The organism is Streptomyces sp. 13-12-16, assembly GCF_002114215.1.
Classification (GTDB): Bacteria; Actinomycetota; Actinomycetes; order Streptomycetales; family Streptomycetaceae; genus Streptomyces.
In genome coordinates this window covers 560-9403 of record NZ_NCTE01001504.1, presented here as the reverse complement: position 1 = coordinate 9403, position 8844 = coordinate 560, and the positions used below count along the sequence as shown (strand labels likewise).

Sequence of the window (8844 nt, the reverse complement as noted above, 5' to 3'; positions counted from 1 at the left end):
CCCCCCCCGGTACGAGCCGATCAGCGTGCCGAGCGCGACGCCGACGACGGCGGCGAGGGCGTAGCCCGCCGTGAGCCGCAGCACGCTGGGCAGCACGTCACCGCGCCACCGCTCACCGGTCCACACGTCCGGGAACGTCTCCAGGATCGTGCGCAGCGGCGGCCAGTACACGTCCTCGCTGCCGTCCGAGGACACCCACCAGACGGCCACCAGCACCACGGGCAGCGCCAGCACGGACACCAGGCGCAGCAGCAGCCGTCTCACACCGCCACCTCCCCGCGCACCGACTGGTGCCAGGCCAGCGCCCGCCGCTCCACCGACCGGGCCCCGACGTTGATCAGCAGCCCGAGCACACCGGCGACGACGATCAGCGCGTACATCTCGGGCACCGCCTGCGAGGTCTGCGCCACGGCGATCCGGGCGCCCAGCCCCGGTGCGCCGATGACGAGTTCGGCGGTGATGGCGAGGATCAGCGCGACCGCCGCCGCCAGCCGCACCCCGGTCATCACATACGGCAGCGCGGTCGGCCACAGTACGTGCCGGATCCGCGCCCAGGGGCCGAGCCCGTACGATCGTGCCGTCTCCTCGGCGACCGGGTCGACGTCCCGGACGCCGTACAGGACCTGGATCAGCACCTGCCAGAAGGAGGCGTACACGACGAGGAGCAGCACCGACTCCAGTTCGGTTCCGTACAGCAGCACCGCCAGCGGGATCAGCGCGACCGACGGGATGGGGCGCAGGAACTCGATCGTGGACGCCGTCGCCTCGCGCAGGTACGGCACCACCGACAGGACCACCCCGGCGACGATCCCCGCGCCGACCGCGATCGCCAGGCCCAGCGCCCAGCCGGTGAGGGTGTCGCCGAGCGCGGTCCAGAAGGCGCCGTCCGAGAGCTCCGCGCCGAGCGCGCCGGCGATGCGGCCGGCCGGCGGGAAGTAGTCCTCCTCGACCAGGCCGAGCCGCGGCACCGCCTCCGCGAGGAGGAGGAAGGCCGCGAGCCCGGCCGCGCCGAGAGCGGCGTTCGCGCCCCTCACGGCAGCAGCTCGTCCAGGTCCGGTGTCTGCTTGAACAGGCCGTCCTGCGCGCCCAGTTCCGCCAGTCGCTCGATGGCGGCGCGGTTGGGCTCGGCCGGCCACTTCGGCAGGGTCACCTTCGCCAGCACGTCCGGGGGGATCTTCGTGTACGTGGTGACGGTCTCACGCACCTCGTCGGGGTGGGAGTCGGCGTAGGCCAGGGACTCGGCGGTGGCCTCCTGGAACTTCTTCACCACCTCCGGGTTCTCCCGCGCGTACTCGGTGGAGGTGAAGTACATGGCGACCGTGAGCTTCGGGGCGATGTCGATCATGGGGGAGGCGATCTCCCGGCCGCCCTGGCTCTTGACGGTGGCCAGCGCCGGTTCCACCACCATCGCCGCGTCGATCCGCCCGGCGTCGAGCGCGGCCGGCATCTGGTCGAAGGCCAGCTCGACCAGCTCCACCTTGTCGGGATCGCCGCCCGCCTTGCGCACCGAGGCGCGCACCGCGGTCTCGTTGATGTTCTTCAGGGTGTTGATGGCGACCTTCCTGCCCTCCAGGTCCTTCGCCGACTCGACCGGGCTGTCGCCCCTGACGGTGAGCGCCTCGAAGTCCTCGCCCACCACACCGGTCGAGGCGATGCCGTTCGCCACCGCCTTCACCGGCACGCCGTTGGACCGGGCGATCATCAGCGAGGTCATGTTGGAGAACCCGAACTCGAACTGGCCGCTGGCCACGCCGGGCACGATGGCGGCGCCGCCCTGCGCACTGGAGAAGTCGAGCTTCAGCCCGCGCTCGCTGAAGAAGCCCTTCTTCCGGCCCAGGTACAGGGGCGCCACGTCGACGATGGGGATGAGGCCCACCGTGACGTCGGTGGTGCCGCCGGACGAGCCCGCCCGGTCCGGCTCGTCGGAGCCGGACGAGCCGCAGGCCGTCGCGGCGGTCAGGACGGACAGGGCCGTGAGGCCGATGAGCAGACGACGACGCATGGCTGTGACTCCCGCGGTGGGACCGGACCGGATGCTCCGACAGGCTGTGCGCAGAGAGAACGAACGTGCTGAGCGGGAACGTAGGGCCCGTGCCGAGACACGGTCAATCCCCGTACACCGTCCAATTGTTGACGATCGCACCGTGGACGACCGCCCGGGTGCGGACGCATCGTTGACAGCCGGATCACGCACTCATGGCGTGCGCGACGCGTACGTTCGTACGTCTTCCCGGAGGCCACGACGACCGTCGACGTCCGCGGACCGCACTTCGTCCGGTCCTTCGAGCGGGGCCTCGCCGTCATCCGGGCCTTCGACGCCGAGCACCCGGCGCTGACCCCGAGCGAGGTCGCCCGCGCCTGCGAACCGACCCGCGCGGCGGCCCGCCGCTTCCTGCTCACCCTGGCCGATCTCGGCTACGTCCACACCGACGGCCGGCTCTTCCGGCTCACCCCGCGGGTGCTGGAGCCCGGCTACTCCTGCCTCGCCGGGTTCACGCTGCCGCAGCTCGCCGAGCCGCATCTGGAGCGACTCGTCGCGCAGGTCAGGGAGTCGTCCTCGCTGTGCGTGCTGGACGGCGACGACGTGGTGTACGTCGCCCGCGTCCCCACCGGCCGCGTCATGACGGCGTCGATCACGGTCGGCACCCGCTTCCCGGCCCACCTGACCTCCGCGGGCCGGGTGATCCTCGCCGGTCTGCCGATCTGCCGGACGCCGAGATCGACGCCCGGCCGGCCCGCGCCCGCACACCTCCCGCGCCCTCGTCTCGGCGGACGCCCTGCGCGCCGAGCTGCGCCGGGTGCGCCGCCAGGGGTGCGCGCTCGTCGACCAGGAGCTGGAGGACGGGCTCAGATCGGTCGCCGCGCCGGTGCGGGACCGGGACGGCGAGGTGGTGGCCGGCGTGAACATCGCGGTGCACGCCGGCCGCAACTCCGTGGAGCCCGTACGCCGGGACCTGCTGCCCCACCTGCCGGCGACGGTCGCCCGGATCGACGCCGACCTGCGGATCACAGGTCCAGCACGAGCCGCCGCCCACGACACCGGGACACACAGATGAGCATGGTCTCCCCGGCCGCCCGCTCCTCCTCGGTGAGCACCGAGTCACGGTGGTCGGGGTCGCCCTCCAGTACCTCGGTCTCGCAGGTACCGCAGGTGCCCTCGGTACAGGAGTGGAGCACCTCGACCCCGGCTCCGCGCACCGCGTCCAGGACGGAGACGTCCGGCGCGACGGTGAGCGTCCGGCCGCTGCGGGCCAGTACGACCTCGAACGCGCGCCCCGTCCCGCCGTGCTGTGCCGCGGGACGGAACCGCTCCACGCGCAGTACCCCGGCCGGGCACCGCTGCTCGGCCGCGTCGAGCAGCGGACCGGGACCGCAGCAGTAGACGAGGGCGCCCTCCGGAAGGCCGTCCAGCACCGGGGCGAGGTCCAGCGGGCCGGCCTCGTCCTCGGGGACGAGCGTGACCCGCTCCCCGTACCGGGCCAGCTCCCCGGTGAACGCCATGGAGGCACGGGTGCGCCCGCCGTACAGCAGCGTCCAGCCGGCGCCCGCCGCCTCGGCCGCGGCCAGCATCGGCAGGAGGGGGGTGATGCCGATGCCGCCCGCGACGAAGCGGTAACTTCCGGCGGGCTCCAGCCGGAAGTGGTTGCGGGGTCCGCGCGCCCGTACCCCGTCGCCCGGCCGCACCCGCTCGTGCACGTACGCGGAGCCGCCCCTCCCGTCCGTCTCGCGCAGGACGGCGATCCGCCAGTGGTCCCGGTCGGCCGGGTCCCCGCACAGCGAGTACTGCCGCTCCAGCCCCGGCCCGAGCACCAGGTCGATGTGCGCGCCCGGCTCCCAGGCGGGCAGCCCCGCGCCCAGCGGATGCCGCAAGGTGAGGACGAGAACACCGTCGGCCGCCGGCTCCCGCCGCTCCACGACGAGTCCGATGTCGTCGTACGAGGTCATGCACCGGCTCCCCGTGGCTCGTGCCCCCGCGGATGGGCGAGCATCCACTCCCACATCTCGACCGGATCCCGCGCGGTGTGCTCGCGCCCGCAGTGGCAGGTGCCGTGCAGCAGATCGGTGCCCGGCAGCCAGTCGACGCGGTAGATCTCGCCGGTGCGCTCGCTCATCGGACCCCCTCCACGGGCTTGTCGCCCTCCTCCACCAGCCGGGCGAGGATGCGGCGGGCGGCCAGACCGCCGGTGTCGATGTTGATGCTCAGCTCCTGGTAGCCGGCGCGTTCGGTACCGAGGGAGCGCTGGAGCAGGTTGAGCGCGTCGACGTCCTGCATGACGACCGTGTGGTTGTTGCTCCGCAGGAACTCGCTCACCTCGCCGTCGCCTGTCGCCCAGTCCCGCGAGACCGCCCAGAAGTCGTACACCCTGCCGTCGGCGGACGGCGTGATGGCGTACGTGATCTCGGTGTGGAAGCCGCCCGGGTCGCTGCCGTCCGGCTCGGGCAGCACACCCACCGGGGCGATCCTGCTGTGCAGCAGATACAGGCACGGCGCGTGGTACTCGATGTCCTGCCAGCGGGTGATCCGCCCCTCGATCCCGGTCGACCGGGCGTAGAACGGCGGGCACGCGGCGTCGTCCATGTGCCGGCTCACCCGTACGATCCCGGCGCCCTCGTCGACCTCGGTGGTGATCGGTGTCTCCGCGACCTCGGGGGTGCCGATGTGGCCGCCGTGCAGGTAGGTCTCGTGGGAGAGGTCGAGGAGGTTGTCGACGAGCAGCCCGTGGTCGCAGTCGACGGGCTCCATGCCCCGGACGGTCACCCAGCCCGGGGAGTCCAGGTGCCGGGCCCGCGGAATGCTCCCCGCGTCGGCGAGCGCCGGGTCGCCGATCCACACCCAGACCAGCGAGTCCTGCTCGACGACGGGGTAGGAGGCGACGCGCGCGGTGCGCGGCACCCGCTTCTGCCCCGGCACGTACACGCACGTACCGGTCGTGTCGTAGGTGAACCCGTGGTACCCGCACACGATCCGGTCGCCGTCGAGCCGCGTCGGCGCCTCGGAGAGCGGGTAACGGCGGTGCACGCAACGGTCGTTGAGCGCGACCGGCGTGCCGTCGCCCTCGGTCCGGTAGAGCACGAGCGGCTCCCCGAGCACCGTCCGGCCGAGCAGCTCCCGGCCCACCTCGTGACTGTAGGCGGCGACGTACCACTGGTTCCTGGCGAAGGCGGTGATGTGCGGCATGGCGGCCCCGTCCCTGTCGGCGGGGCGCCGTCGCCCCGCGTGCCGTGGTCGGGCCCAGGGTCCTGCCGGCCGCGGCCGCCGGGCAAGGTGGCTTCTGCCAGGCGGAAGCGCTTCGGTGAAAGGGCCGGCCGGAGGGCCGGCCGGCCCGGTGGTGTTCACCGGCACGGACGGCGGAACCGGCTCCGCGGTGGGGACGCCTCACGGAGCCGGTGCCGTGCGTTCAGCGGGTGACCAGCAGACCCCGGCCGCGCAGCACGCGCCGCTCCAGCGGGCTGAAGATCAGCAGGTCTACGGCGATCCCGACGAGCAGGATCAGGAAGATGGCCAGGAACACCTGCGACATGCTGCTGTTGGTGCGGCCGTTCTCCAGCAACTGGCCGAGACCGACGCCGAGATCGGGCGAGGTGGCGATGATCTCGGCGGCCATCAGGGACCGCCAGGAGAACGCCCAGCCCTGCTTCAGGCCGGCCAGATAGCCGGGGAGCGCCGCCGGCATCACGACGTGCCGGGCCGCGCGCAGTCCGGTCGCGCCCAGGGTACGCCCCGCGCGCAGGAACAGCGGCGGGATCTGGTCGATGCCCGCGACGAGGCCGTTGGCGATGGACGGGACCGCGCCGAGCAGGATCACGGCGTACATCATCGAGTCGTCCAGGCCCAGCCAGATCACGGCGGGCGGCACCCAGGCCACCGACGGCAGCGACTGCAGACCGGACAGGACGGGGCCGATGGCCGCCCGGACGAACCCGATCCGGGCGACCAGCAGACCGAGGGGCGTACCGATGGCGAGTGCCAGCAGGAAGCCGAGCAGACCGCGTGAGACGGACGTCCAGATGTGGTCGAGGAGCGTTCCCCGGAGCCAGGCGTCGCGCAGCTCGCCCCACACCTCGGACGGTGAGGCCAGCTTGTAGTCGGGGGCGACCTCGGCCCACACCAGCAGCTGCCAGACGACCAGCACCAGCGCGACGGCGGTGACCGGCGGCAGCACCTTGCGCAGCAGGGACTCGCGCAGTGGCGTCCGGACGGCCTGCACCGAGTCCAGGGCGTCGAGCCCGGCCTCCAGTCCCGCCAGACCGTCCGGGGCCCGGGACTCCCCGGCCGCCGGGAAGCCGTCCTTCTCGACGTCGACGCCGGTGTCAGTGCTGACCATGTCGGCGGATCTCCCCACGCAGTTCTTCGGTGATCTCGACGGACAGTTCGGCGACAGCGGTGTCCTCGATGCGGCGCGGCTGTGGAATGCCGATCGTCCACTCCCGGGCGATACGGCCCGGGCGGGAGGACAGCAGTACGACGCGCTGGGCCAGCCGGACCGCCTCGCGCACGTTGTGCGTGACGAACAGCACCGACAGTCGCGTCTCCTGCCAGATACGGGACAGCTCTTCGTGCAGGACGTCCCGGGTGATCGCGTCCAGCGCGGCGAACGGCTCGTCCATCAGCAGCAGCCGGCTGTCCTGGGCGATCGCCCGGGCCAGCGCCACGCGCTGCCGCATACCGCCCGAGAGTTCGTGCACTCGCTTGCCGTACGCGCCCCGCAGCCGCACGAGTTCGAGCAACCGCTCGGCCTCCTGGCGCCGTTCGGGCTTGGGAACCCCCCTGAGCCTCAGCGCGAGCTCGATGTTCTTGCCCGCGGTCAGCCAGGGGAACAGCGCGTGCTCCTGGAACATCAGGGCGGGGCGGCCGTCCGTGTCGATCGAGCCGGCAGAGGGCAGGTCGAGTCCGGCGACCAGGTTGAGCAAGGTGGATTTGCCGCAGCCGGAGGCTCCCAGGAGGGTGACGAACTCGCCGGGTGCGACATCGAGCGTGATGTCGTCGAGGACGAGCTGCTGTCCGCCGGGTGTCCCCGGCGCGGGGAAGGACTTCGAGACGTGCTCGATCCGGGCGGCGTACGTCACCGCCTCGGCGTCCTCGGCGGTCGTGGCCGTCGTCGTGGCCATGGGCGTCATCTCCTGGGAGCGCTTCGGGTGCGGTGGTCGTTACTCGGCGCCGAGACCGGCGTCGTCGACCTCGTCCTTGCCCTCGTCCTTGAGGACCTTGTTGAGCGGCCCGAGGTCGTAGATGCCCTTCAGGTCGGGCTTCTCCAGCAGGCCGGCCTTGACCGCGTGGTCCGCCTCGGCGTCGAGGGTCGAGGCCAGCGGGTCGTCGAGGAAGGCGATCGACTTCCAGGCCGGGTCGATGACGTCGGCGGGCAGCGCCTTGCCCGACAGCTCCTCCAGCGCCGCGTTGGCGGACGCCTTGGCCTTGTCCGGGTTGGCGTTGATCCACTCGTTGGTCTTCACCGAACCGCGCAGCACGGCCTCGACGACGTCCGGGTGCTCCTTCAGGAACTTCTGCGACACGATGATGTTCGTGATCACGAACTTCTTGTCCGGCCACAGGTCGGCCTCGTCGAGGAGCACCTCGGCGCCCTCGGAGACCAGCTTGGACGCGGTCGGCTCGGGTACCCAGGCGCCGTCGATGGAGCCGGACTTGTAGGCGTCCGGTGTGATCTTGTTGTCCGTGCGGACGACGGAGACGTCGCCGCTGCCGCTCTGGGCGTCGACCTTCCAGCCCTTCTCCGCGATCCAGTTGAGGAACGCCACGTCCTGGGTGTTGCCGAGCTGAGGCGTGGCGATCTTCTTGCCCTTGAGGTCGTCCAAGGTCTTGATCTTGTCCGGGTGGACCACGAGCTTCACGCCGCCGGAGGCGGAACCGCCGATGATGCGCAGGTTCCTGCCGTTGGACTTGGTGTAGCCGTTGATGGCGGGGGAGGGGCCGATCCAGCCGATGTCGATGGACCCGGCGTTGAGCGCCTCGATCTCGGAGGGGCCGGCGTTGAAGGTCGAGGCCTTGATCTCGGTGCCGCCGAGCTCCTTCTGGAGCAGACCCTCCTGGACACCCACCAGGGCGGTGGCGTGCGTGAGGTTGGGGAAGTAGCCGATCCTCACCTCGTCGGCGGAGAGCTTCTCGGCACCCGCCGCGACCTCGGTCCGCTTGCTGTCGTCAGTGGCGTCGGAGCCGTAGCCGCAGGCGGTGAGCAGGAGGGGAAGCGCGGCTGTGGCGGCGAAGGTGCGCAGGGCGGTGAGCGGTCTTGCGGCAGACACGGAGGTGTCCTCTCGGGGAAGGAGCTGATCAGGGAGGTGCGGAAAGCGCGAGGCGGAAACGCGCGGACATGCGCGGGCACTTCGCTCGAAGGCCCCCGGCGACGGGAACGCCGTCGCGGGTCCGGGAGCGGAGGGGTGCGGGGACGAGCGGCGCGAAAGCGGAGCCGCCGGCTGCGGGATGCCCCGCGAACGGTCTCAGACGGGCCGACAGATGGCGCTGGACGTGCGGCCGAGGTCGATGTGGCGGCGCGAGGTCAGCAGGAGGAGTGACAGGTCTGCGCGGTTGAGCGTTCTCATGGCCACCCCCACAGATCCCTAGTTTTCCTACCTGGTTGATAGGGATCGTGGCAGAAGGTGGCGTCCACCCCAAGGGGGTGTTCATATGGCGGACGTACTCGTCTCGCCCTTCGGGATCACCGGTTGGCGGACCGGTGCGTCAGGGGTTCACCCAGGCATTCGGGCTGTCGGTCAGTGCGGCCACGTCGTCGGGCAGCCGGGCCGACGCGACATCGGCGAGCGACACGCCCTCGAGGATCTCGCGCACATTGGAACGCAGCGCGATCCACAGGGGGAGCAGCGACTCGGCGG

General features: G+C 71.7%; 10 protein-coding genes and 3 pseudogenes. 2 read left to right on the top strand and 11 right to left on the bottom strand.

From position 1 onward, the window contains the following. The 3 genes and pseudogenes from B7767_RS43805 to B7767_RS43795 form a co-directional block, all read right to left on the bottom strand. Nucleotides 1–264: pseudogene (locus tag B7767_RS43805) on the bottom strand (ABC transporter permease); the annotation flags it as partial. Continuing rightward, the gene (locus tag B7767_RS43800; RefSeq protein ID WP_085576627.1) at nucleotides 261–1034 is read right to left on the bottom strand and encodes an ABC transporter permease; all 774 of its coding nucleotides are present in this window, start codon (nucleotides 1032–1034) and stop codon (nucleotides 261–263) included. The pseudogene B7767_RS43805 and the gene B7767_RS43800, both read right to left, overlap by 4 nt. Beyond that, entirely contained in the window at nucleotides 1031–2002 is a 972-nt protein-coding gene (locus B7767_RS43795; RefSeq protein WP_085576626.1) for an ABC transporter substrate-binding protein, read from the bottom strand. The genes B7767_RS43800 and B7767_RS43795 overlap by 4 nt, the downstream gene beginning before the upstream one ends. Nucleotides 2003–2170: 168 nt before the next feature. Between B7767_RS43795 and B7767_RS49215 the strand changes: the two are divergent. Then, nucleotides 2171–2374 (top strand): annotated as a pseudogene (locus B7767_RS49215) (hypothetical protein); the annotation flags it as partial. A 424-nt stretch (nucleotides 2375–2798) separates the two neighbouring features. Continuing rightward, nucleotides 2799–3056 (top strand): IclR family transcriptional regulator C-terminal domain-containing protein, encoded by a 258-nt coding sequence (locus tag B7767_RS49005; RefSeq protein WP_256923800.1) that lies wholly within the window; start codon nucleotides 2799–2801, stop codon nucleotides 3054–3056. Here B7767_RS49005 and B7767_RS43785 read toward each other — a convergent pair. From B7767_RS43785 to B7767_RS49000, 8 genes and pseudogenes are all read right to left on the bottom strand, one after another. After that, on the bottom strand, nucleotides 3007–3945 hold the full coding sequence (locus B7767_RS43785) for a PDR/VanB family oxidoreductase (RefSeq protein ID WP_085576625.1): 939 nt from the start codon (nucleotides 3943–3945) through the stop codon (nucleotides 3007–3009). The two genes, B7767_RS49005 and B7767_RS43785, sit on opposite strands and share 50 nt — an antisense overlap. Continuing rightward, entirely contained in the window at nucleotides 3942–4112 is a 171-nt protein-coding gene (locus tag B7767_RS47165) for a hypothetical protein (RefSeq protein WP_179167576.1), read from the bottom strand. The genes B7767_RS43785 and B7767_RS47165 overlap by 4 nt, the downstream gene beginning before the upstream one ends. After that, nucleotides 4109–5179, bottom strand: a complete 1071-nt coding sequence (locus B7767_RS43780; protein ID WP_085576624.1) for an aromatic ring-hydroxylating dioxygenase subunit alpha — start codon at nucleotides 5177–5179, stop codon at nucleotides 4109–4111. Before B7767_RS43780 ends, B7767_RS47165 begins: the two co-directional genes overlap by 4 nt. A gap of 220 nt (nucleotides 5180–5399) precedes the next feature. Beyond that, on the bottom strand, nucleotides 5400–6326 hold the full coding sequence (locus B7767_RS43775; protein ID WP_085576623.1) for an ABC transporter permease: 927 nt from the start codon (nucleotides 6324–6326) through the stop codon (nucleotides 5400–5402). Further along, on the bottom strand, nucleotides 6313–7119 hold the full coding sequence (locus B7767_RS43770) for an ABC transporter ATP-binding protein (RefSeq protein WP_085576622.1): 807 nt from the start codon (nucleotides 7117–7119) through the stop codon (nucleotides 6313–6315). Before B7767_RS43770 ends, B7767_RS43775 begins: the two co-directional genes overlap by 14 nt. A gap of 30 nt (nucleotides 7120–7149) precedes the next feature. Beyond that, entirely contained in the window at nucleotides 7150–8256 is a 1107-nt protein-coding gene (locus B7767_RS43765; RefSeq protein ID WP_085576621.1) for an ABC transporter substrate-binding protein, read from the bottom strand. A 195-nt stretch (nucleotides 8257–8451) separates the two neighbouring features. After that, complete coding sequence (locus B7767_RS49515; RefSeq protein ID WP_371101763.1) at nucleotides 8452–8553, bottom strand: putative leader peptide; 102 nt, start codon at nucleotides 8551–8553, stop codon at nucleotides 8452–8454. Between the two features lie 139 nt (nucleotides 8554–8692). Next, a pseudogene (locus B7767_RS49000) lies at nucleotides 8693–8844 on the bottom strand (transcriptional regulator); the annotation flags it as partial.